General features: G+C 75.4%; 2 protein-coding genes and 1 pseudogene. All 3 read left to right on the top strand.

The window, feature by feature from the left end:
• Positions 1–10 precede the first annotated feature (10 nt).
• Positions 11–11812, top strand: coding sequence for an SDR family NAD(P)-dependent oxidoreductase (locus ACFVSN_RS13045; protein WP_387955282.1), 11802 nt, complete (start codon positions 11–13; stop codon positions 11810–11812).
• Between the two features lie 78 nt (positions 11813–11890).
• Entirely contained in the window at positions 11891–16597 is a 4707-nt protein-coding gene (locus ACFVSN_RS13040; protein WP_387955281.1) for an SDR family NAD(P)-dependent oxidoreductase, read from the top strand.
• Between the two features lie 17 nt (positions 16598–16614).
• Positions 16615–25296 (top strand): annotated as a pseudogene (locus tag ACFVSN_RS13035) (SDR family NAD(P)-dependent oxidoreductase); the annotation flags it as partial.
• Positions 25297–25302: the final 6 nt, after the last annotated feature.

The following is a 25302-nucleotide window of genomic DNA, read 5'->3' as shown; positions in this document are numbered from 1 at the left end:
GCCGGACAAGATCGTCGATGCCCTGCGCGCGTCCATGAAGGAGACGGAACGGCTCCGGCGGGAGAACGAGGACCTGGCCGCCGCGCGGCACGAGCCGATCGCCATCGTCGCCATGGGCTGTCACCTCCCGGGCGATGTGCGCAGCCCGGAGCAGTTCTGGCAGCTCATCGCGGCGGGCGGCGACGCCGTGTCCGAGTTCCCGGCGGACCGGGGCTGGGACCTCGACGCGCTGTTCGACCCGGCCCCGGACCGGCCCGGCACCATCTACACGCGCCACGGCGGTTTCCTCACCGACCTGGCCGGATTCGACGCGGAGTTCTTCGGGATCAGCCCCCGCGAGGCGGTGGCCATGGACCCGCAGCAGCGGCTGCTGCTGCAGACGTCGTGGGAAACGCTGGAGCGGGCCGGAATCGACCCGACGGCGCTGCACGGCAGCCGCACGGGCGTGTTCCTGGGAACGGCGTTCCAGGATTACGCGACGCGTGTCCGGCCGGCCGACCTCGGGGAGTACGAGGGGTACTTCCTGACCGCGGGGGCGGCGAGTGTGCTCTCCGGCCGCATCTCGTACACGCTCGGCCTGGAAGGCCCCGCGGTGACCGTCGACACCGCCTGTTCGGCGTCGCTGGTGGCGATCCACGCGGCGTGCCAGGCGCTGCGCCGGGACGAGTGCTCCCTCGCGCTGGCGGGCGGTGTCACCGTGATGACCACGCCCGCACAGCTGCAGGGCTTCAGCCGGCAGCGCGGGCTGTCCGCGGACGGGCGGTGCCGGTCCTTCGCGGCGGCGGCGGACGGCACGGGGCTGTCCGAGGGCGTCGGTGTCCTGCTGCTGGAGCGGCTGTCCGACGCCCGGCGGGCCGGCCACCGGGTCCTGGCCGTGGTGCGCGGCAGCGCGACGAACCAGGACGGTGCGAGCAACGGCCTCGCCGCGCCGAACGGCCCCTCCCAGCAGCGGGTGATCCGGCAGGCGCTGGCGGACGCGCGGCTGGCCCCGCAGGACGTCGACGCGGTCGAGGCGCACGGCACGGCCACCACCCTGGGCGACCCGATCGAGGCGCAGGCGCTCCTGGCCACGTACGGGCAGGACCGCGCCGAACCTCTGTGGCTGGGCTCGGTGAAGTCCAACGTCGGGCACACCCAGGCGGCTGCCGGGGTCGTCGGCGTCATCAAGATGGTGCTGGCGATGCAGCACGGCGTGCTGCCGCAGACCCTGCACGTCGACGAGCCGACGCCGCACGTGGACTGGTCGGCAGGGCACCTGGAACTGCTGACGCGGGCCGTCGACTGGCCGGACACCGGGCGGCCCCGGCGCGCCGGGGTGTCGTCCTTCGGGATCAGCGGCACCAACGCCCACGTGATCCTGGAGCAGGCGCCCGCCGCCGACTCCGCCGTTCCCCCGGCCGCCTCCGCTCCGCTCCGCGTGGTGCCGTGGGTGCTGTCCGCCCGGAGCCAGGACGCCTTGCGGGGCCAGGCGCGCGCGCTGCTGGCCTGGCTGGAGGAGCGCGGCCCGCTCGACCCTGCGGACGTCGGGCACGCGCTCGCCACCACGCGGGCGGCCCTGCCCCACCGGGCCGCCGTCGTCGCGGGCAGCGGCGACGAGCTGGTCCAGGGGCTGGCGGCGCTCGCCGAGGACCATCCCGATCCGAGGGTCACCCCGGGCACGGTGACACCCGGGAAGCTCGGGTTCCTCTTCACCGGCCAGGGCAGTCAGCGGGCCGGGATGGGGCGTGAACTCCACGCGGTCTCACCGGTGTTCGCAGAGGCGTTCGACGCGGTGTGCGCGGCGCTGGACCCGCATCTGGAGCGGCCGCTGCGCGAGGTGGTGTTCGGGGCGCCGGACGCGGGCGCGCTGCTCGACCGGACCGAGTACACCCAGCCGGCGCTGTTCGCGCTGGAGGTCGCGCTCTTCCGGCTGCTCGCCCACTGGGGTGTCCACCCGGACCGGGTGGCGGGCCACTCCATCGGTGAGGTGGCCGCCGCCCACGTGGCCGGGGTGTTCTCGCTGGAGGACGCGGCAGCGCTGGTGGCGGCGCGGGGCCGGCTGATGCAGGCCCTGCCGGAGGGCGGCGCCATGGTCGCCGTCCAGGCGACCGAGGAGGAGGTGCTGCCGCTGGTGGCCCGGCACGCGGACCTGATCGGCCTGGCCGCGGTGAACGGCCCGTCCTCCGTGGTGGTCTCCGGGGAGGCCGGGGCCGTGCGTCGGGTCGCCGCGCACTTCGCCGCCGAGGGGCGCAAGACGAAGGAGCTGACGGTCAGCCACGCCTTCCACTCGCCGCTCATGGACGCCATGCTGCCGGAGTTCCGCAGGGTCGTCGGCGGGCTGTCCTTCCACTCCCCCGTTCTGCCGGTCGTGTCGGCGCTGACCGGCGAGGAGATCACGGGCGAGGAGATCCGCGATCCGGAGTACTGGGTCCGGCACGCCCGGGGGACCGTGCGGTTCGCGGACGCGCTGCGGGTCATGGAGGCCGGGGGTGTCCGCACCTTCCTGGAACTGGGCCCCGAGGGCGTGCTGTCGGCCATGGGCCGGGACACGCTCACCGCGCCGGACTCCGACCTGGCGCCGGCGCTGCGCTCGGACCGAGGCGAGGAACTCGCCCTCACCACCGCGCTGGCCCGGCTGCACACCCGTGGTGTCCCGGTCGACTGGACGGCGTTCTACGTCACGAGCGGCGCACGGCCGTGCGACCTGCCCACCTACGCCTTCCAGCTGCGCCGCTACTGGATGGACGCGCCGGCGCCGTCGGCCGCCATCGGTTCCGCGGGGCTCGCCGCGGACGGTCATCCGCTGCTCGGCGCGGTGGTGTCCCTCGCCGACGACGAACTGGTCCTCACCGGACGGCTTTCGACGGCCGGCCACGGCTGGATCGCCGATCACCAGGTGTTCGGCCGGGCGCTGCTTCCCGGCACCGCCTTCCTCGAACTGGCCCTGCACGCCGGGGAACGGGCCGGCTGCGAGCAGGTGGAGGAACTGACGTTCCACACGCCTCTCGTGCTGCCCGGACAGGGCGCGGTCGACCTGCGGGTGCGGGTGGGCGCCGTGGACGAGTCCGGACGGCGGTCGCTGGACGTGCGTTCCCGGCCGGACGGCGCGGCGGACGACGAGCCGTGGACCCCGCACGCCACCGGCGTCCTCGCACGGACGGGCGCCCCCACACCCGAGGACCTGGCCGTGTGGCCCCCGCACGGCGGGGAGGCGGTGGACGTCACCGGGCTCTACCCCTCGATGGCGGAGACCGGCCTGGAGTACGGGCCGGTGTTCCAGGGGCTGCGGGCGGCCTGGCGGCGCGGAGACGAGCTGTTCGTGGAGGCCGGTCTGCCGGACGGTGCCGGGGCCGAAGAGTTCGGCGCGCATCCCGCGCTGCTCGACTCGGCCCTGCACGGGGTCGCGCTGGGTGTCGTGCTCCCCGGCTGGGACCGGGCCCTGCTGCCGTTCGTCTGGCGCGGTGTCACCCGGCACGCCGTCGGCGCCGCGAGCCTGCGCGTGCGGCTGGCGCCGGCGGGTGAGGACGCGGTCTCCGTGGTGGCCTGGGACGAGACGGGTGCGCTCGTGCTGTCGGCCGACGCGCTGGTGCTGCGCCCGGCGTCCCGCGACCGGATCGACGGGGCCGGGAGCGCCGTGCACGACCGGCTGTTCCGGACGGACTGGGAGACACGCGCGGCGCCGACGGCCCGTGGCGCGGCGCCGGACTGGGCGGTCGCGGGCGCGGGCGCGGGGGATCTGGCCGCGCGGCTGGGCGGTGCGCCCGCCGGGGTGCACCGGGATCTGGCCGCGCTGTTGCGGGCGGGCGAGGCAGGCGGGCGGGTCCCCGACGCGGTGCTGGTGCCCTGCCGCGCCGACGGCCTGCCCGCGTCCGACGACGCGGACGCGGTGCGGTCGGCCGCTCACCGGGCACTCGGGCTCGTGCACGCGTGGCTGGCCGACGAGCGGCACGCCGGCAGCCGGCTGGTCCTCATGACGGAGCGTGCTGTCGCCGTGGAGGCACAGGACGTGCCGGATCCGGCGCAGAGCGCCGTCTGGGGTCTGGTGCGCACGGCCCAGTCGGAGTACCCCGGCCGGTTCGTCCTGGCCGACGTGGACGGGCGGGATGCCTCGTACGGCGCGCTGGCCGAGGCCGTCGCCTCCGGAGAGCCGCAGCTCGCCCTGCGTGACGGCGAGTTGAAGGTCCCCCGCCTGGTCCGGCTGCGCCCGCAGGACACGCTGTCCGTGCCGGCGGCGCCCGCCTGGCGGCTGGACTCCGGCGGCGGGACCCTGGACGGTCTCGCTCTGGTCCCTCACCCGGAGGCCGAACAGCCGCTGGGCCCCGGTCAGGTGCGGGTGGCGGTGCGCGCGGCCGGGCTGAACTTCCGTGACGTGCTGAATGCCCTGGGCATGTACCCGGGAGAGGCCGGGCCGCTCGGGGTGGAGGGCGCCGGGGTGGTCACGGAGGTGGGGTCCGCCGTCACGTCGGTGGCACCCGGCGACCGGGTCCTCGGCATGGTCTTCGGCGGGATCGGCCCGGTCGCCGTGACCGACGAGCGCATGGTCGCCAGGATCCCGGACGGCTGGTCGTTCCCGCAGGCGGCGTCCGTGCCGGCCGTCTTCCTGACCGCGTACTACGCGCTGTCCGCCCTCGCGAAACTGCGCCCCGGGCAGTCGGTGCTGGTGCACGCCGCGGCCGGCGGCGTCGGCACGGCCGCCGTCCAGCTGGCCCGGCACCTGGGCGCCGAGGTGTACGCGACCGCCAGTCCGGCGAAGTGGGACGCGCTGCGGGCGATGGGCCTGGACGAGGGGCACATCGCTTCGTCCAGGACGCTGGAGTTCGAGGAGAAGTTCCGGCGCACCAGCGGGGGCCGTGGCGTGGACGTCGTCCTGGACTCCCTGGCGGGGGAGTTCGTCGACGCGTCCTTGCGGCTGCTGGCCGCGGGGGGCCGGTTCCTGGAGATGGGCAAGACCGACGTACGGGACCCCGAGGTGGTCGCGGCCGCGTACGACGGGGTGCGCTATCAGGCGTTCGACCTGGTCGACGCGGGGCCGGACGGCATCCGGGCGATGCTGACGGACCTGATGGGGCTGTTCGGGCGCGGTGTGCTGCGCCTGCCGCCCGTGACCGTGTGGGACGTCCGCCGTGCGGCCGAGGCGTTCCGGTACCTCAGCCAGGCACGGCACGTCGGCAAGGTGGTCGTGACGGTGCCGTCGGGATTCGATCCGCAGGGGACGGTGCTGATCACCGGGGGGACCGGCGCGCTCGGCTCGGCGGTGGCCCGCCGACTGGTGGAGCGGCACGGCGTGCGGCACCTGCTGCTGGCCGGCCGCCGGGGTGCCGGGGCACCGGGCGCGGACAGCCTGGTGGCGGACCTCACCGCACGGGGAGCCGAGGTGACGGTGGCGGCGTGCGACCTCACCGACCGCGCCGCGCTGGAGCACCTGCTCGGCTCGGTCCCGGCGGCCCACCCGCTGACCGGTGTCGTGCACACGGCCGGGGTGCTGGACGACGGCGTCCTCGGGTCCTTGACGCCCGAGCGGCTGGACACCGTCCTGCGTCCCAAGGCGGACGCGGCGCTGCATCTCGACGAGCTCACCCGGGACGCGGATCTGGCCACGTTCGTCCTGTTCTCCTCGACGGCCGGGGTGCTCGGCGGGGCGGGGCAGGCGAACTACGCGGCGGCGAACGTCGTCCTGGACTCGCTGGCGAGCCGGCGCCGGGCCGCGGGTCTGCCCGCCGTCTCCCTGGCGTGGGGGCCGTGGGAGGACTCCGGCAGCATGCTCGGCGGGCTCGGCGAGGTGGACCGGGCCCGGCTCGGCCGCACCGGTCTGGTGCCCCTGTCGGACGACGAGGGCCTGGAGCTCTTCGACGCGGCCGTCGCGGCGGGCGAGGCCGCCGTCGTCCCGGCCCGGGTGGACGTCTCGGTGCTGCGCCGGGCGGCGGGCGACGAGGTCCCGTACATGCTGCGGGACCTCGCCAGGACACCGAAGCGGCGGGTGGGCCGTGCCGCGGCACGGCCCACCGCGGCCGGCGGGCTGCAGAACCGGCTGGCCACCGTGTCCGAGGCCGAGGGCGACCAGCTGCTCCTCGACCTCGTGCGCACCCACGCGGCGACGGTGCTCGGGCACACCGACCCCACCCGGGTCACCCCCGACGCGACGTTCAAGGAGGCGGGCTTCGACTCGCTGACCGCCGTCGAACTGCGCAACCGCCTCAGCGGTGCCACCGGGAAGCAGCTGTCGTCGACCCTGATCTTCGACCATCCGACGCCGGTCCTGCTGGCCCGGCATCTGCTGGCCGGACTACGGGGCACCGAGGCGGCCGTCGCCGCCGTGCCGGGCGCCGCGCCCGGGGACGATGAGCCGATCGCGATCGTGTCGATGAGCTGCCGCTACCCCGGTGGCATCGCGAGCCCGGAGGACCTGTGGCGGCTCGTCGCCGACGAGGCCGACGTGGTCACCCCGTTCCCCGCCGACCGTGGCTGGGACGTGGACGCGCTGTACGACCCGGACGGCGTGCGGCCGGGGACGACGTACGTGCGCGTGGGCGGGTTCCTCGACGACGCCGCACGGTTCGACGCCGAGCTGTTCGGGATCAGCCCGCGTGAGGCCCTCGCCATGGACCCTCAGCAGCGACTGCTGCTGGAGACCTCCTGGGAGGCGCTGGAGCGGGCCGGCGTCGCCCCGACGTCCCTCAAGGGAAGCCCGGTGGGGGTGTTCGTCGGAGCCGCGTCCCAGGGGTACCCCTCCGATCCGCGCCAGGCCCCCGAGGAACTGGGCGGCTATCTCCTGACCGGGAGCACGGCGAGTGTCATGTCCGGCCGGATCGCCTACGCCCTCGGCGTCGAGGGTCCCGCGCTGACCATCGACACCGCCTGCTCCTCGTCCCTCGTGGCGCTGCACATGGCGGTGCAGTCCCTGCGGCGCGGCGAGTGCTCGCTCGCCATGGCCGGCGGGGCCGCCGTCATGGCGACCCCCGACATCTTCCTGGAGTTCAGCCGCCAGCGGGGGCTCTCCCCGGACGGCCGCTGCAAGGCGTTCGCGGCGTCCGCCGACGGCACCGGCTGGGGCGAGGGCGTCGGCATGCTCCTGCTGGAGCGGCTGTCGGACGCGCGGCGAAGCGGCCACCCCGTCCTGGCGGTCGTCCGCGGCTCCGCGGTCAACTCCGACGGCGCCAGCAACGGCCTGACCGCGCCGAACGGCCCCTCCCAGCAGCGGGTGATCCGGCGCGCCCTCGCCGACGCCCGCCTGTCGGCCGGTGACGTCGACGTGGTGGAGGCGCACGGCACCGGCACGAAGCTGGGCGACCCGATCGAGGCACAGGCGCTGGCGGCGACGTACGGGCGCGAGCGGGAGCCGGACCGCCCGCTGCGCCTGGGCTCGGTGAAGTCCAACATCGGGCACACGCAGGCCGCCGCGGGGATCGCCGGTGTCATCAAGATGGTGGCGGCGATGAAGCACGGGGTGCTGCCCCGGACGCTGCACGTCGACCGGCCCACCCCCGAGATCGACTGGTCGCAGAGCGGGCTGTCGCTGATGGCCGAGGCCGAGCCGTGGCCCGAGACCGGCCGGCCGCGCCGGGCCGCGGTCTCCTCCTTCGGCATCAGCGGGACCAACGCCCACGTGATCATCGAACAGCCCCCGTCCGCGGCCGGCGAGCCCCGCGCCGACGGCCCCGCGCCGGATGCGCCGGCGGCTGTGCCCTGGCCCCTGTCCGGGAGGACCGCCGAGGCGCTGCGCGCGCAGGCCCGTCGGCTGCTCTCCCACCTCGCCGGCGATCCCGGGTTCGACGTGGCGGGCGTCGGCCGTTCCCTGGCCACGACCCGTGCCCTGCTCGGTCACCGCGCCGTCGTGGTCGGGGACGGGCGGCAGTCCCTGCTGGAGGGGCTGGCCGCGCTGGCCGAGGGCCGTGACCGGGACTCGGTCGTCGTGGGCGAGGCACAGACACGCGGGAAGACGGTGTTCGTCTTCTCCGGCCAGGGGTCGCAGTGGCCGGGCATGGCTTCGGAACTCCTCGACGGCAGCGAGGTGTTCGCCGCCCGGATCCAGGAGTGCGAGGCCGCCCTCGCCCCCTTCGTGGACTGGTCGCTGACGGGTCTGCTGCGCGGCGCGGGCGACGCGCCGTCCCTGGACCGGGTGGACGTCGTGCAGCCCGCGCTGTTCTCGGTCATGGTGTCCCTGGCCGCCCTGTGGCAGTCCCTGGGGGTCCGGCCGCACGCGGTGATGGGGCACAGCCAGGGGGAGATCGCCGCCGCCTGCGTGGCCGGGGCGCTGACGCTCCAGGACGCGGCCCGCGCGGTGGCCCTGCGCAGCAAGGCCCTGGCCGCGATGTCCGGCCGGGGCGGCATGGTGTCCGTCGCTCTGGGCGAGGACGACGTGTCCGCCCTGCTGGCCCGGTGGGAGGACCGGCTGTCCGTCGCCTCGGTCAACGGCGCGTCGTCCACGGTCGTCGCCGGTGATCCGCGGGCCCTGGAGGAGCTGGTGGCGCGCTGCAAGGCCGACGGGATCCGGGCGAGGACGCTGCCGGTGGACTACGCCTCGCACTCGCCGCAGGTCGAGCAGGTCCGGGAGCAGCTGCTGCGGGACCTGGCGCCCCTCTCCCCGATGCCTTCGGACGTCCCCTTCTACTCCACGGTCACCGGCACGGAGCTGGACACCACGCAGCTCGACGCCGCGTACTGGTACCGCAACCTCCGGGAGACGGTCCGGCTGGAACAGGTGACGCGCCTCCTCCTCGACGACGGGTTCGACGTCTTCGTCGAGGCCAGTCCGCACCCCGTCCTGTCGGTGGCGATCCAGGAGACCATGGACGCCGCGAACGCCCCGCACGCGGTGGCGGTGGGTTCGCTGCGCCGCGACGACGGCGGACTGCGGCGCTTCCTCACCTCGGCCGCGCAGCTGCACGTCGGCGGCACACCGGTGGACTGGCCGGGTACCTTCCCGGGGCGCGTCGGGCTGACCGAGCTGCCGACCTACCCGTTCGGGGGCGAGCGGTACTGGCTGCGGCGCTCCGGCGGGCCGGCCGACGTCACCTCGGCGGGTCTGGGGCGCAGCTCGCACCCGGTGCTCAGCGCCGTGGTCACCCTGCCCAGCCCGGCCGGCACGGTCCTGACCGGTCGGCTCTCGGCGCAGGCACAGCCCTGGCTCGCGGACCACACGGTGCTGGACACGGTCCTCTTCCCGGGCACCGGGCTCGCCGAGCTGGTCCTGCGCGCAGCGCAGGTCACCGGCTGCGGCACTGTCGAGGAGCTCACGCTCCTGGAGCCGCTGATCGTCGAGCGGGACGGCGGCGTCCAGCTGCGGGTGATGGTCGAGGAACCGGACGAGACCGGGCGCCGGTCGGTGGAGGTGCACTCGCGGCCGGAGAAGGCCGATGAGTCCGGTGAAACAGGTGAGTCCGGTGAGAACACTCCGTGGCTGCGGCACGCCGTCGGTGTGCTCGGCGTCCACGGCGGCACGCCGGCGGCGCCGGTGGCCGAGTGGCCGCCGGCGGGCGCCGAGCCGGTGGAGCTGGACGGCGGGTACGCGGTGCTCGCGGCGGCCGGACTCGGCTACGGACCGGCGTTCCAGGGGCTGCGCGCGGTCCGGCGGCACGGGCGGGACCTCTTCGCCGAGGTGAGCCTTCCCGACCAGGACCAGGCCCGGAACTACGGGGTGCACCCGGCGCTGTTCGACGCCGCGCTGCACGCGGTCGTCCTGGGCGGCCTGGTGGCCCACTCCGGTGACCCGCTGCTGCCGTACGCCTGGAAGGGCGTCACCCTGCACTCCGCGGGGGCGGCGGCGCTGCGGGTGCGGCTGTCGGCGACGGGCCCGGACACCGTGTCGCTGACGGCGACCGACCTGTCCGGCGCGCCGGTGCTCTCGGTCGATTCGCTGATGGTGCGGCCCGTGTCGCCGAGACGCCTGGAGAACGCGCGCGGCGGGCGCCGCCGTTCGCTGTTCCGGATCACCGGCGAACGGCTCGCCCTCCCGGCGGCCCCGGCCTTTGCGTCGGGCGCCTGGGCCGTGCTGGAACCGGGTGGTGTGGAGCTGGCGGCCGTCGTGGAGCCGTCCGGCACGCGGTGGGACGGCTACGACGACCTGGACGCGCTGGCCGGCGCCGTCGCCTCCGGGGCCGTGCTGCCCGAGGTGGTCCTGGTGCCGTGCTGGGACGGCACCCGGCGAGACACCGGCCGGGCCGAGGACGTGCGGGAGGCCGTGCACCGCGCGCTCGCGCTGGCGCAGGGCTGGCTTGCCGACGAGCGGTTCGCCGCGTCGCGGCTGGTCTTCGTCACCCGGCACGCCGTGTCGGTGGGCGAGGACGCGCCGCACGATCTTGCGCACGCCCCGCTGTGGGGCCTGCTGCGGTCGGCGCAGTCGGAGCACCCCGGCCGGTTCGGCTTGCTGGACGTCGACGGCGACGACGCGTCGCTGCGGGTGCTGCCGGCGGCGCTGTCGTCGGGCGAGGCGCAGGTTGTGGTGCGGCGGGGCGTGGTGCACGCGCCGCGTCTCACCCGCGTCCCGGCGGACGCCGCGGGGACGGGCGACGGGCCGCGCTTCACACCCGGCGGCACGGTGCTGATCACCGGCGGGACGAGCGGGCTCGGCGCGCTGGTCGCCCGCCATCTGGTGGCCCGGCACGGTGTGAGCGACCTGCTGTTCACCAGCCGCAGCGGTCGCGGGGCGGCGGGTGCGGCCGAGCTGGAGGAGGAACTCACCGCTCAGGGTGCCCGGGTGACGGTGGCGGCCTGTGACGTGGCCGACCGGGACGCGCTGGCGGCGACGCTGGCACGGATCCCCGCAGACCGTCCGCTGACGGCGGTGGTCCATGCCGCCGGTGTCCTGGACGACGGCGTCCTCACCTCGCTGACGCCCGAGCGGGTCGAGGCGGTGCTGCGGCCGAAGGTGGACGGCGCGCTGAACCTGCACGAACTGACCCGGGACGCGGACCTGTCGGCCTTCGTGCTCTTCTCCTCGGCCGCCGGCGTGCTGGGCACCGCGGGACAGAGCGGATACGCGGCGGCGAACACGTTCCTGGACGCGCTCGCGCACAGTCGGCGGGCCGAAGGGCTGGCGGGGACGTCCCTGGCGTGGGGCATGTGGGAGCAGCGCAGCGGGCTCACCGGCGGCCTGTCGGACCAGGATCTGCGGCGGATGGCGCGTTCCGGGGTCGGGCAGCTCCCCACTGATGAAGGTCTGGCGCTGTTCGACGCGGCGCTCGACGCCCCGGACCCGCTGCTGGTGCCGATGAGGCTCGACCCGGCGGCGATGCTCGCCGAGGGCGAACCGGAGCTGGTGCCCGCGGTGCTGCGCGCGCTGGTCCCGGTCCGGCGGCGCCCCGGCGGTGCGGGCGCGGACGACGGCCTGCCGTTCGCCGACCGGGTGGCCGCGCTCCCCGCCGAGGAGCTGGACCGGGCGTTCCTGCACCTGGTGCGGCAGCAGGCGGCCACGGTCCTGGGGCTCGCCTCCCCGGACGCCGTGCAGGGCGGCCGGGGCTTCCTCCAGATGGGGTTCGACTCCCTGACGGCGGTCGAACTGCGCGGCCGGCTCGGTGCGGCCACCGGGCTGCGGCTGCCGACGACGCTGATCTTCGACCACCCCACGCCCGAACAGACCGCCCGCCACCTGCGGGAGCGGCTCTTCCCGGACGAGCGGGAACTCACCGGCCCCGAGGCCGAGGAGCAGATGGTGCGCGAGGCCTTGGCCGCGATCCCGGTGGCCCGGTTGCGCCGGGCCGGTCTGCTCAGGGCCCTGCTCGGGCTCGCCGCGCAGGACAACGGGACAAAGCCGCCGGCGGGCGGCGCGGCGCGAGAGTTCGACGACATGGACGTCGACGACCTCGTGCGGGCGGCCTTCGACGGGGAGAGGTCCTGATCGTGGCCGCGTTGAGCGAATGGGACGGACAGGACGGACAGGACGGATGGAGGGATCATGACCGCATCGCCTGAAGCGGTGGTCGAGGCCCTGCGGGCTTCGCTGAAGGAGAACGAGCGGCTCAGGAACGCCGTGCGGGCGGCGGTCGAGCCGGTGGCGATCGTCGGGATGAGCTGCCGGTACCCGTCCGGTGTCGATTCTCCCGAGAAACTGTGGGACCTGGTCCTGGAGGGCCGGGACGCGGTGTCGGGGTTTCCCGGCGACCGCGGCTGGGATCTGGCGTCACTGTTCGCCGCCGACCCCGACCAGCCGGGAACCTCGTACACGCGGGAAGGCGGGTTCCTGTACGACGCCGCGGAGTTCGACGCGGGGTTCTTCGGTATCTCGCCGCGTGAGGCCCTCGCCATGGACCCGCAGCAGCGGCTGCTGCTGGAGACGTCCTGGGAGGCCGCCGAGCGGGCCGGCATCGACCCGCTGTCGTTGCGCGGCAGCAGGACCGGGGTCTTCGCCGGTGTGATGTACCACGACTACGGCTCCCGGCCGGGCCTGGCGTCCGAGGAGGCGGAGGGCTACCTCGGCACGGGCAGCGCGGGCAGCGTCGCCTCCGGCCGGATCTCCTTCACGCTGGGCCTTGAGGGGCCCGCCGTGACGGTGGACACGGCGTGCTCGTCGTCGCTGGTGGCCCTGCACCTGGCGGTCCAGGCGCTGCGCCGGGGCGAGTGCTCGCTGGCCCTGGCCGGCGGTGTGACAGTGATGTCGACCCCGTCGACGTTCGTGGAGTTCAGCCGTCAGCGCGGGCTCGCCCCGGACGGGCGCTGCAAGTCCTTCGCCGACTCCGCGGACGGGGCCGGGTGGAGCGAGGGCGCCGGGGTGCTGCTCCTGGAGCGGCTGTCGGACGCCCACCGCAACGGACGCCGTGTCCTTGCCGTGGTGCGCGGCAGCGCGGTGAACCAGGACGGCGCGAGCAGCGGGTTGACGGCGCCGAACGGGCCGTCGCAGCAGCGGGTGATCCTGCAGGCCCTCGACGACGCGGCGCTGTCGGCCGCGGACATCGACATGATCGAGGGGCACGGCACGGGCACGCCGCTCGGCGACCCGATCGAGGCGCAGGCGATCCTCGCGGTCGCCGGCCATGACCGTGAACGCCCGCTGTGGCTCGGCTCCGTGAAGTCGAACATCGGCCACACCCAGGCCGCGGCGGGCATCGCCGGGGTCATCAAGACGGTGCTGGCGTTACAGCACGGTGTGCTGCCCGGGACCCTGCACGTCGACAAGCCCTCGACCCGGGTGGACTGGTCGGCCGGGGCGGTGGAGCTGCTGACCGAGACCCGGGACTGGCCCGACCCCGGGCGCCCGCGCCGCGCGGGGGTGTCGTCCTTCGGCATCAGCGGCACCAACGCGCATGTGATCGTGGAGGAGGCCCCGGACAGCGGCGGGGGCGGCGACGAGCGCCCGCCCGAGGCCGAGGGCGTCCCGCTGCCGTGGCTCGTGTCGGCCCGCGGCGAGGAAGCGCTGCGGGCCCAGGCCGGGCGGCTGGGCCGGTACGTGGAGGACGGCCCTGCCCTGCGCCTCGCCGACGTGGCGTACTCGCTGGCCACGACGCGGTCGGCCTTCGACCACCGCTCGGTCGTCGTCGCGGCGGACCGTGCCGAGCTGGTGCACGGCCTCGGCCGCCTCGCCGAGGGCGAGGTGCCCGCCTCGGGCGCACGCGGCACGGTGTCCGACGGCAAGCTGGCGTTCCTGTTCACCGGTCAGGGCGCGCAGCGGGTGGGCATGGGACGGGACCTGTACGCGCGGTATGCGGTGTTCGCCGACGCCTTCGACGCGGTCTGCGCCGAACTGGACCGGCATCTCGGCCGGCCGCTGCGCGACGTGGTCTTCGGCGGCCCCGGCACCGAGGGACTGCTCGACGAGACGGTCTGGACCCAGCCTGCGCTGTTCGCGGTCGAGATCGCCTGGTACCGGCTGGTGGAGTCGTGGGGTGTGCGCCCTGATCTCGTGTCCGGCCACTCCGTCGGCGAGCTGGCCGCGGCGCACGTCGCGGGGGTGCTGTCGCTCGCGGACGCGGCCACCCTGGCCGCGGCCAGGGGCCGGCTGATGCAGGCGCTGCCGCGAGGAGGCGCGATGACGGCGGTGCAGGCGTCCGAGGAGGAGGTGGCGCCGCTGCTGGCACAGCGGCCCGGGCGTGCCGGGCTCGCGGCGGTGAACGGCCCCGCCTCGGTGGTGGTTGCCGGTGACGAGGACGCCGTCGCGGAGGTGGCGGCGCACTTCGCCGGCCGGGGACGGAAGACGCGGCCGCTGCGGGTGAGCCACGCGTTCCACTCGCACCGGATGGACGCGATGACCGAGGACTTCGCCGCCGTGGTGCGGACCGTGTCCCTGCACGCTCCGCGGATCCCGGTGGTGTCCGCGCTGACCGGCACCGTGGTGGCGGCCGGGGACCTGTGCACCCCCGAGTACTGGGCGCGGCACGCGCGGGACACCGTCCGGTTCCTCGACGCGGTCCGCGCCCTTCAGGCCGAGGGCGTCACCACGTTCCTGGAACTCGGTCCGGACGCCGTGCTCGCCGCACTGGGCCAGGAGTGCGCCGACGGCGGCGACCTCGTCTTCACGGCGGTCTCGCACCGGGACGAGCCCGAGCTGCGGACCCTGCAGGCCGCGCTGGGACGGCTGCACGTACGGGGCGTCGGGGTGGACTGGGCGGGCGTGCTCGCCGGCACCGACGCCCGGACGGTGCCGCTGCCCACCTACGCCTTCCAGCGCCGGCGCCACTGGCTGGAGGCCGCGGGCGGTGACGGGGCCTCGGCCCGGGTCGACGATCACCGCTACCGCGTCGACTGGGCGCCGCTGCCCGCGCCCACCGCGCCCCGGGTGTCCGGCCGTTGGCTGGTCGTGTTGCCGGAGGGCGTCGCCTGCCCGGCGGACGAGCTGTCGGCGGCGCTCGGGCGCGCCGGGGCGGACGACGTCGTCCGGCTGAGCCTCGATGCCGTGACGGGGACCGACCGGACGGCTCTCGGCCGCCGGCTGCGCGAGGCCGCCGGGGAGCAGCCGTTCACGGGTGTGATGTCTCTCCTGGCCGTGGACGAGCGGCCCTTGCCGGACAGCTCTGCACTGACCTGCGGCCTCGCGGCGACGGTGGTGCTGGGGCAGGCGCTGGGCGACACCGGGACCGGCGCCCCGCTGTGGTGTCTCACCCAGGGTGCGGTGGCGGTCGGCCCCGACCCGGTGCGGCGCCCGGCGCAGGCGACCGTGTGGGGGCTGGGGCGGGTGGCGGCGCTCGAATGGCCGGACCGGTGGGGCGGCTTGGCCGATCTGCCGGAGTCGGTGGACGAGACCGCGCTGTCGCGCCTCGTGGCGGTCCTCGCCGAGCCGGGCGGCGAGAGCCAGCTGGCCGTGCGGGCCGATGGCGTCCTCGGCTGCCGTCTGGTGCGCTCCCCCTCGGCCGAGACGCCGGTGCGGCGCGTCTGGCAGGCCACGGGCAGCGTCCTGGTGACGGGGGGGACGGGCGGACTCGGCGCGCAGGTGGCGAGGTGGCTGGCCGGCCAGGGCGTCCCGCACCTGGTGCTGCTCAGCCGCCGGGGGCCCGCCGCGCCCGGCGCGGCTGGGCTGGAGGCCGACCTGCTCCGGCTGGGCAGCAAGGTGACCGTCGTGGCCTGCGACATCACCGACCGGGACGACCTGCGCCGGGTCGTCGAGTCGCTCCCCGAGGACCGTCCGGTCACCGCCGTCGTGCACGCGGCGGGCGCGGTCCAGGAGGAGAAACCGCTGGCGCGGTGCGACCTCGCCGAGATGGCCGAGGTGATGTCCGGCAAGCTCGCGGGGGCGAGGAACCTCGACGCCGTCTTCGACGGCTGCGGCCGGCCCCTCGACACGTTCGTCCTCTTCTCCTCCGGCGCCGGGCTGTGGGGCAACACCGGGCAGGCGGCGTACGCGGCGGCCAACGCGTTCCTCGACGCCCTGGCAAGCTTCCGCCGGGCACAAGGGCGCGCCGCGACCTCGGTCGCCTGGGGCGCCTGGGGCGGCGGCGGGATGGCCGCCGGGTCGGGCGAGCTGCTGCTGCGGCGCGGTGTCCCGCTGATGGCTCCGGAGACGGCCCTCGCGGGTCTGCGGGCCGCGCTCGACCGCGACGAGACCGCCACCGCCTTCGCCGCCGTCGACTGGGAGCGGTTCGCGCCCGCGTACGGCGCGTCCCGCTCGCGTGCGCTGCTGAACGACCTGCCCGACGCACAGCGCGTGCTGCGCGGCGACGCCGGGCCGGGGCGCGCCGGGGCGCTGCGGGAGCGGCTGGCGTCCATGTCCGGGGAGGAGCAGGAGCGGCTGCTGCTCGACCTGGTGCGCACCCACGCGGCTGCCGCCCTCGGCCACCGCGCGGCGCAGGACGTCCGCGCTGCGGCGACGTTCCAGGATCTCGGGTTCGACTCGATGGCTTCGCTGACGCTGCGCAGCCGCCTCAACGAGGCCACGGGTCTGAGCCTGCCGACGACCGTGGTCTTCGACCACGCCACCCCGGCCGCGCTGGCCCGGCACCTGCGCACGCAGGTCCTCCCCGAGGGCGTGCGGGCCGACGCGGTCCTCGCCGACGTGGACCGGCTGGAGACGGCGGTCGAGGCGATGGACGCCGACGACGAGACGCGCGCCCGTGTCGTCACGCGGCTGCGGACGCTGCTGTGGAAATGGGCCGAGCCCGGCCTCGTCACCGCCGGGGCGCCGGAGGACGACGCCCTGATGCTGGCGACCGACGACGAGATGTTCGACATCGTCAACAAGGAGCTTGGGATCTCGTGACCAGCACTGAGGACAAACTTCGCCAGTACCTGAAACTCGTCACCACCGAGCTCCGCCAGACGCGGGCACTTCTGGAGCACGCCGAGCAGAAGGAGCACGAACCGGTCGCGATCGTGGGCATGGGATGCCGGTTCCCCGGGCACGTCGAGTCCCCGGAGGACCTGTGGCGCCTGGTCCGCGACGGGGCCGACGTGGTGTCCGGGTTCCCGCAGGGGCGCAACTGGGACGTGGAGGACCTGTACGACCCGGAGCCGGGCCGCCCCGGCAAGAGCTATGTGCGCACCGGCGGGTTCCTCGACGACGCGTCCGGTTTCGACGCGGAGTTCTTCGGGATCAGCCCGCGCGAGGCGCTCGCGACGGATCCCCAGCAACGGTTGTGGCTGGAGGTCACCTGGGAGGCGTTGGAGCGGGCGGGCATCGATCCGGCGTCCCTGCGGGGCAGCAGGACCGCGGGCTTCGTCGGGATGACGCACCAGGGGTACGCCTTCCCCTCGCGCCTGGACCCGGACGACGAGGTCGCCGGCTACCGGCTGACCGGGAGCACTGCGGCCGTGGCCGCCGGACGGGCCTCCTACGTGCTCGGGCTGACCGGTCCCGCGGCGACCGTGGACACCGCCTGCTCGTCCTCCCTGGTGGCGCTGCACCTGTCGGTCAACGCGCTGCGCTCCGGGGAGTGTTCCCTGGCGCTGGCGGGCGGGGTGACCGTCATGTCCACCCCGAACGCCTTCGTGGAGTTCAGCCGGCAGCGCGGTATGGCCGCGGACGGCCGGTGCAAGCCGTTCGCCGCAGCCGCGGACGGCACCGGCTGGGGCGAGGGTGCCGGCGTCCTGGTACTGGAGCGCCTGTCGGACGCGCAACGCCACGGCCACCCCGTGCTCGCGGTCATCAGGGGCTCCGCGGTCAACCACGCGGGTGCCGGGAACGGGCTGACGGCGCCCAACAGCCCGTCCCAGCAGCGGCTGATCCGTGAGGCGCTGGCGCAGTGCCGGCTGTCGCCGTCGGACGTGGACGCCGTGGAGGCGCACGGGACCGGGACCACGCTGGGCGATCCGATCGAGGCGCAGGCGCTTCTGGCGACGTACGGTCAGGACCGTTCCGGTGACCGGCCGCTGTGGCTGGGCTCGGTGAAGTCGAACATCGGCCACACCCAGGCCGCCTCCGGCGTCGCCGGTGTCATCAAGATGGTGATGGCCATGCGGCACGGCGTCCTGCCGCGCACCCTGCACGTCGACGAACCCACCCCGCACGTCGACTGGACGGCCGGCGCCGTCCGTCTGCTGACCGAGAACCGGGCCTGGCCCGACAGCGACCGCCCACGCCGCGCCGCCGTCTCCTCCTTCGGCGTCAGCGGCACCAACGCCCACGTCATCCTCGAACAGGCGCCCCCCACGGAGACCACCGTCACCGACGGGGACGAGCATGCGGCCCCGTCCGTCACGAGGACCCTGCCATGGATGGTGTCCGGCGCGAGCCGCGAGGCGCTGCGGGCGCAGGCGCAGCGCCTGGCCCTTTATGCCGACGCCCACCGCGAGGTGACCGACGCGGACATCGGCCGCTCCCTCGTGACGACCCGGGCGGCCTTCCCGCACCGGGCGGTGGTCGTCGGCTCCGGCAGGGACGAGTTCGTGCGGGCGCTGACGGCGCTGTCCCGGGGCGAGGAGTCCCCGGCGGTCGTCTCCGGCACTCCGCCGCGCGACAGGGAGGACGCCGGGGCCGGGCGGTGCCGGACCGTGTTCGTCTTCCCCGGCCAGGGCGCGCAGTTCGCCGGCATGGCCGTCGGCCTGCTGGACTCCTCCCCCGTCTTCCGGGACGCCCTGCGGGAGTGCGCCGACGCACTCGCGTCGCATGTGGACTGGTCGCTGCTCGACGTGCTGCGCGGGGCGGACGCCGGCTGGCTGGAGCGGGTGGACGTCGTCCAGCCCGCCCTGTTCGCGGTGATGGTGTCGCTGGCGGCCCTGTGGCGCTCGGTGGGCGTGGAGCCGGACGCCGTGGTGGGCCACTCGCAGGGCGAGATCGCCGCCGCCTGCGTGGCGGGAGCCCTCTCGCTCCAGGACGCGGCCCGCGTGGTGGCGGTGCGCAGCAAGGCGCTGCGGGCGCTGGCCGGGCGGGGCGCGATGGCCACCGTCGCGCTGGGCGAGGCCGAGGCCGGGGCTCTCGTCGGGCTGTGGGGGGAGCGGCTGTCCGTGGCCGCGGTCAACAGTCCCTCCTCGGTGGTGGTGTCCGGCGACGCGGACGCGCTGGAGGGCCTGATGGCCCGGTGCGCCGAGGACGGCGTGCGGGCGCGCCGCGTCCCGGTGGACTACGCCTCGCACTCCCCGCAGGTCGAGGAGGTGCGCGACGAACTGCTGGAAGCGCTCGCCGGTGTCTCGCCCGCCTCCCCGCGCACGCCGTTCTTCTCGACGGTCACGGGCACCGCCCTGGGCGCCGGTGAGCTCGGGCCGGACTACTGGTACCGCAACCTCCGCCAGGTCGTGCGGCTGGCGGAGGTGACCGGGGAGCTGGCGAAGAGCGGTTACGACGTCTTCCTGGAGATGAGCCCTCACCCGGTGCTCACCGTCCCGCTCCAGGAGACCGTGGAGCACTCCGGGACGGACGGTGTGCTCGTCACCGGGTCGCTGCACCGGGACGACGCGGGGGCGGACGGTTTCCTCCGGTCGGCGGGCAGGCTGTACGCCCACGGGGCCGCGCTCGACTGGGCCCGGGTGTTCGCGGGCGGCGGGCGCCGGGTGGATCTGCCGACGTACGCCTTCCAGCGGCGCGGCTACTGGCTGGACGACCGTGGCGCGAGCGCGGACCTCTCGGCGACGGGCCTGTCCCCGGCCGGGCATCCGCTGGTCAAGGCGGTCGTCGCCGCCGCGACCGGGAACGGTCTGGTGCTCAGCGGACGGATATCGGTCCGTACGCAGCCGTGGCTCGCCGACCACGCCGTGCACGGCGCCGTCCTCCTGCCGGGCACCGCGTTCCTCGAACTGGCGCACCACGCCGGCCGGTTGCTGAACGCCGGGCGGGTGCGGGAACTGACCGTCCAGGCTCCGCTCCTCCTGTCCGGCGACGAGGCGGTGACCCTTCAGGTGGTGGCGGAGACCGGGGACGAGGGCTGGTCCGTCACCGTGCACTCCCGGGTCGGGGACGACGAGCCCTGGACGCGGCACGCGACCGGTCTCCTCGTCGCCGAAGAGCCCGCCGCTCCGGTGGAGAGCGGGGCGTGGCCGCCTGCGGGCGCGGTCGCGGTCGACGTGGGCGGCCACTACGCCCGGCTGGCCGACCAGGGGTACGCGTACGGTCCCGCCTTCCAGGGGCTGCGGGCCGCCTGGCGGCTCGGGGACGCCGTCTTCGCCGAGGTGCGGCTGGACGAGGAGCACCTCTCCGACGCCGAGTCGTTCGGCCTGCACCCCGCGCTGCTGGACGCGGCCCTGCAGACCGTCGCGCTGACCGGCTCGGACGACGGCGAGGGGGCGGCGGCCCGGCTGCCCTTCTCGTGGAGCGACGTGTCCGTGCACACGGCCGGGGCCGGCGCCCTGCGCGTACGGCTGGCGCCCGTGGGGCCGGACGCGGTGACGCTCACGCTCACCGACTCGTCCGGCAGCCCGGTGGCCTCGGTGGGTTCGCTGGCCTTGCGGCCGGTCGATCCCGCTCAGCTGGGCCCGGCCCGGCTGTCCCGGCACGACGGCCTGTCCCGGCACGACGGGCTGTTCCGCCTCGACTGGACCGCAGCGCCCGCCCGGCGGGCCGAACCGCCCGCGCGGTGGGCGCTGGTGGGTGCCGTTCCCGGATACGAGGAGCCCTCGGACACGCCGTCGGCGGACCACCGCACCGAGGTGCGCCGGCACCGCGATCTGGCCGCCCTGGGCGAACACGTCCGTTCCGGTGCGGCGGAGCCCGAGGTCGTGGTGGCGTCCTGCGTCCCGGACTCCGCCGCCGGTTCCGCCGGCGGGGAGGGGTCCGTGCGGGAGACGGCGGGGCGGGCGCTGAGCCTGGTCCAGTCCTACCTCGCCGACGAACACCTCGCCTCGTCGCGGCTGGTCCTGGTGACCCGCGGCGCGGTCGCGGCACGGGAGCGGGACGTCCCGGACAGCGCGCAGGCGGCGGTCTGGGGCCTGGTGCGGACGGCTCGGACGGAACACCCGGACCGCTTCGTCCTGGTGGACGTGGACACCGGCCGCATCTCCCCCGAGCAACTGGCGGCGGCGCTGGCCACCGGGGAGGAACAGGTCGCCGTGCGCGCCGGCGAGGTCATGCTGCCCCGGCTGGCCGCGTCGGACCGGCCCGCGGAACAGCGCGGTGCGCGGCGGCCGTTCACCGGCGGAACCGTCCTGATCACCGGCGGCACCGGCATGCTCGGCGGCCTCGTCGCCCGCCACCTGGTCACCGCCCACGGGGCAGCGCGGCTGCTGCTGGTGAGCCGTCAGGGACCGGCGGCCCCGGGTGCGGCGGAGCTGGTGTCGGAGCTGTCCGCGCTGGGGGCCGAGGCGGAGGTGGCGGCGTGTGACGTGGCCGACCGGGACGCCCTGGCGGCGACGCTGACCCGGATACCCGCCGATGCGCCGCTGACCGCGGTGATCCACACCGCCGGGGTCCTGGAGGACGCGGTGGTGACCTCCGTGACACCCGACCGGCTGAGCCGCGTCCTGCGCCCGAAGACCGACGCGGCCGAGCACCTCGACGCGCTGACCCGGGGGACGGACCTCTCCGCGTTCGTGCTGTTCTCGTCGGCGTCGGGGGTCCTCGGGACGGCCGGACAGGGGGCGTACGCCGCGGCGAACGCGGCCTTGGACGCGCTGGCACAGCGCCGCCGGGCGAGTGGCCTGCCCGCGCTGTCGCTGGCCTGGGGGTTCTGGGAGCGGCAGAGCGCGATGACCGGGCACCTGGCGGAGGCGGACCTGGCCCGGATCGCGCGTTCCGGGATGCGCCCCCTGTCGTCGCAGCAGGGCCTGGAACTCTTCGACAGGGCGCTGACGGCCGATGACGCGGTCCTGGTGCCCATGCGGCTCGACCCGGTGGCGCTGCGGGCGCGGGCCGCGTCCGGCGCGGTCCCACCGGTGCTGCGCGCGCTGGCCGGACCCAAGGCGGTGCCGTCCGGGCGCTCCGGTGCGGGCGCCGTGGAGCCGGCCGTGCTGGAAGGCGTGGCTGCCCTGTCCGAGAGCGAACGCGAGCGGGTCCTGCTGAAGCTGGTGTGCTCCACGGTCGCGGCGGTGCTGGGACACCGGTCCGCGGATGACATCTCCGACACCCGGGGATTCCTGGAGATGGGGTTCGACTCGCTGACCGCGGTCGAGCTGCGCAACCGGCTCGCCGCCGCCTGCGGGCTGCGGCTGCCGACCACGCTCGTGTTCGACCATCCCACGCCGCGTGCCGTCGCCTGTCACCTGGGCACGCTGCTGGCCGGGAACGAGGACCGTGCGGCGGAGGCGGTCATCGCCGGCCTCGACCGGCTGGCGGACGGCCTGCGGGGCACGGCCCTGCGGGACGAGGTGCGGGAACGGGCGGCGGCACGCCTGGCGGAGCTGCTGGCCGAGCTGACCGGGCAGCCCGGCCCGGCCTCGGGCACGGAACTCGACGCCGCTACCGACGAGGAACTCTTCGATCTGGTCGACAACGGTTTCCTGCAGGCGAAGTGACTGGCCGTCTGGCCGACCGGACGGGAAGGAGCGGAACACGTGACGAACGAGACCAAACTGCGTGAGTACCTGAAGCGGGCGATCGCGGACGGCCGGCAGACGCAGGCGCGTCTGGACGAGGTCGAGGCACGGGCCCGGGAGCCGATTGCCGTGGTCGGCATGGCCTGCCGGTTCCCGGGCGGCGCGCGGAGTCCCGAGGAGCTGTGGCAGATGGTCGCCGACGGCCGCGACACGCTGTCCCCGCTGCCGGCCGACCGGGGCTGGGACCTCGACCGGCTGCTGGGCACCGGTGACGGCCGGCCGGGCAAGTCGCACGCCGGGATGGGCGGATTCCTCCACGACTGCGCCGAGTTCGATCCCGAGTTCTTCGGGATCAGTCCGCGCGAGGCGCTCGCGATGGACCCCCAGCAGCGCCTGCTGCTGGAGCTCGCCTGGGAGGGGTTCGAGCGAGGGCATCTCGACGTCGACGCCTTACGGGGCAGCCGCACCGGCGTGTTCCTCGGGGTGATGTACAGCGACTACGGCGGACGGCTGCGGGAGGCGCCCGAGGAGCTGGAGGGCTATCTCGGCAACGGCAGCGCCGGCAGTGTCGCGTCCGGCCGGCTGTCCTACACGTTCGGGCTGACCGGTCCCGCGGTGACCGTGGACACCGCCTGCTCGTCCTCCCTGGTGGCGCTGCACCTGTCGGTCAACGCGCTGCGCTCCGGGGAGTGTTCCCTGGCGCTGGCGGGCGGGGTGACCGTCATGTCCACCCCCGGCGTGTTCGTGGAGTTCAGCCGGCAGGGCGGGCTGGCCGCGGACGGCCGGTGCAAGCCGTTCGCCGCAGCCGCGGACGGCACCGGCTGGGGCGAGGGTGCCGGCGTCCTGGTGCTGGAGCGCCTGTCGGACGCGCAACGCCACGGCCACCCCGTGCTCGCGGTCATCAGGGGCTCCGCGGTCAACCAGGACGGGGCGAGCAGCGGGCTGACTGCGCCGAACGGTCCTTCGCAGGAGCGGCTGATCCGTGAGGCGCTGGCGCAGTGCCGGCTGTCGCCGTCGGACGTGGACGCCGTGGAGGCGCACGGGACCGGGACCACGCTGGGCGATCCGATCGAGGCGCAGGCCCTTCTGGCGACGTACGGTCAGGACCGTTCCGGTGACCGGCCGCTGTGGCTGGGCTCGGTGAAGTCGAACATCGGCCACACCCAGGCCGCCTCCGGCGTCGCCGGTGTCATCAAGATGGTGATGGCCATGCGGCACGGCGTCCTGCCGCGCACCCTGCACGTCGACGAACCCACCCCGCACGTCGACTGGACGGCCGGCGCCGTCCGTCTGCTGACCGAGAACCGGGCCTGGCCCGACAGCGACCGCCCACGCCGCGCCGCCGTCTCCTCCTTCGGCGTCAGCGGCACCAACGCCCACGTCATCCTCGAACAGGCGCCCCCCACGGAGACCCGCCGCCCCGTGGACGGCACGCAGGCCCTGGACTCCCGCGTCGCCCTGCCGTGGGTGCTGTCCGCCAAGAGCGACGACGCGCTGCGGGCGCAGGCGCGCGGCCTGCTCACGCACCTGGACGAGCGGACCGACGTACCGCTCGCCGACCTGTCGTGGTCACTGAGCCGCCGTGCCGCGCTCGGCCGCCGCGCGGTGGTCGTGGCCAGGAACCGAGAGCAGGTGCGCCGGGCGCTGGGCGCGCTGTCGGACGGCGGTACCGCGCCCGGTCTGGTGCGCGGTACGGCCGGCCGGCCCAAGGTCGCGTTCCTGTTCACCGGTCAGGGAAGTCAGCGCCCGGGGATGGGGAAGGCGCTCTACGAGGCGTTCCCGGCGTTCGCCGAGGCGCTGGACGCGGTGCTCGAACAGCTGGACGTCCGTCTGGGCCGTCCGCTGAAGGAAGTGATCCTGGGCGACTCCGGGCACGAGGATCTGCTGGACCGGACCGCGTACGCGCAGCCGGCGCTGTTCGCCTTCGAGGTGGCGCTGTTCCGGCTGCTGGAGCACTCGGGTGTGCGGCCGGACTGCGTCGCCGGCCATTCGGTGGGAGAGCTGGCCGCGGCGCACGTCGCCGGTTGCCTGTCCCTGCCGGACGCCGCGCTACTGGTGGTCGAGCGCGGCCGGCTGATGCAGGGGATGCCCTCGGGCGGCGCGATGGCGGCCGTCGAGGCGAGCGAGGCCGAGGTGCTGGCGGCTGTGGACGGCGTGCGCGACAAGGTCGCCGTCGCGGCGGTCAACGGCCCGTCCTCGGTCGTCGTCAGCGGGGACGCGGCGGAGGTCGAGCGGATCGCGGGCGGGTTCGCCGCGCGCGGGCGCAAGACCCGGCGGCTGCGGGTGAGCCACGCGTTCCACTCCCCGCACATGGAAGGCATGCTGGACGCCTTCCGTGAGGTCGCGCGCCGCGTCGACCACCGGCCGCCGCGTATCCCGCTGGTCTCCACGCTGACCGGGGACGTGGTCACGGCGCAGGAGCTGGCTTCCCCCGACTACTGGGCCCGGCACGCGCGCCACGCGGTGCGTTTCCTCGACGCCGTCCGCACCCTCGAAGCCCAGGGCGTGGACTCGTTCCTGGAGCTGGGGCCGGACGCCGCGCTGACGCCGATGGCGGACAGCTGTCTCACCGGCAGGAACGCGGTGGCACTGGCGGCGGTCCGGGCCGGCCGGCCGGAGGAGGAGACGCTCGTCACGGCGCTGTCCCGGCTGCACGTGCACGGCGTACCGGTGGACTGGCGGACGTACCTGTCCGCGGCCGGGCCCCGGCTCGTCGACCTGCCGGCCTATCCCTTCCAGCGCCGGCGCTTCTGGCTCGCCCCATCCACGGACGGCGAGGCGGGGCAGCCCCACCGGGCCGGGCAGCGCGACCTGCCGCACCCCCTGCTGCGTGCGGAGGTGGACGTGCCGACGGCGGAGACGGTCCTGTTCACCGGCAGGCTGTCGGCGGCGGAGCAGCCCTGGCTCGCCGACCACACGGTGCTCGGCGCCCCGGTGCTGCCAGGGGCCGCGCTGGTGGACATGGCGCTGACGGCCGGCCGGGAGACCGGCCTCGCGGACGTCGAGGAACTCACCCTCCAGGAGCCGCTGGTCCTCCCCGAGGATCACGCCGTCCACGTCAGAGTC

Source organism: Kitasatospora sp. NPDC057904, from assembly GCF_042887925.1.
Classification (GTDB): Bacteria; Actinomycetota; Actinomycetes; order Streptomycetales; family Streptomycetaceae; genus Kitasatospora.
Note: the sequence above shows the minus strand (reverse complement) of the source record. Positions and strands in the feature narration are given on the sequence as shown.